We start from the raw sequence: 242 nt of genomic DNA on the forward strand, positions 1-242 counted from the left end.
GGAACACACGCTGCAGGCAGCGCCGCAGGGCGTCGGCGCTGGCGCCCTGGAACAGGAAGCCGGTGACGCCGTCGTCGACCGTATCGATCAGCCCGCCAGTGGCATGCGCGACCGGCAGGCAGCCGAAGCGTTGCGCGTACATCTGGCTGAGCCCGCAGGGCTCGAAGCGCGAGGGCATGAGCAGGAAGTCGGCTCCGGCGAACATCGCCCGCGCCAGCGACTCGTCGAAGCCGATGCGCGCG

The 242-nt window shown here is 71.1% G+C and carries 1 protein-coding gene; it reads right to left on the bottom strand.

What is annotated here, in order from left to right:
* Positions 1–242 (bottom strand): glycosyltransferase (locus SB822_RS60240; protein ID WP_410859532.1); only part of this gene is annotated, 242 nt, incomplete at both ends.

It is taken from the genome of Paraburkholderia sp. SIMBA_054, assembly GCF_046534875.1.
Lineage (GTDB): Bacteria > Pseudomonadota > Gammaproteobacteria > Burkholderiales > Burkholderiaceae > Paraburkholderia > Paraburkholderia hospita.